Genomic DNA, 416 nt, shown 5'->3' on the forward strand with positions numbered 1-416 from the left:
CTTAGCCACCCCGCGTCAGGTGCACCCAACACCAGGCTAGAAATTTACATCCAACTCCGCCGCGTCGCCCCAACAACGACCGGCCAGAATAAAAAAACTCTCCATTTCATGGTTTTTCAGCGGACTGCTAGTGGTTCATCACAGTAATTTTGACTCTTTGGCGGTGGTTGGATATGCGCGGCCGAGTTTGGCGCGGGCTTTGTCGGTTGTGAACATCCATTTGATGCGGTCTCGTGCTTTGTTTCGCTGCCGTTGCCATGCTGCGATCTCTTTTCGGAGCCGTTTGGGATCGTCGATGCGGCGGCCGAGACACTGGCGCTGCAGCACGCTGATCTCGCACTCGACCATGTTGAGCCAACTGGCGTGTTTCGGGGTGCAGTGGAATTCGAGGCGACGCAGGATGCGACGGGCCTCGG

Annotated in this window: 1 protein-coding gene; it reads right to left on the reverse strand. The window is 57.0% G+C overall.

The genetic code is table 11. From position 1 onward, the window contains the following. Positions 1 to 138 precede the first annotated feature (138 nt). Positions 139 to 416 (reverse strand): transposase (locus C7G61_RS43585; protein WP_190242305.1); only part of this gene is annotated, 278 nt, incomplete at its 5' end.

Source organism: Bradyrhizobium algeriense (assembly GCF_003062295.1).
GTDB lineage: Bacteria > Pseudomonadota > Alphaproteobacteria > Rhizobiales > Xanthobacteraceae > Bradyrhizobium > Bradyrhizobium algeriense.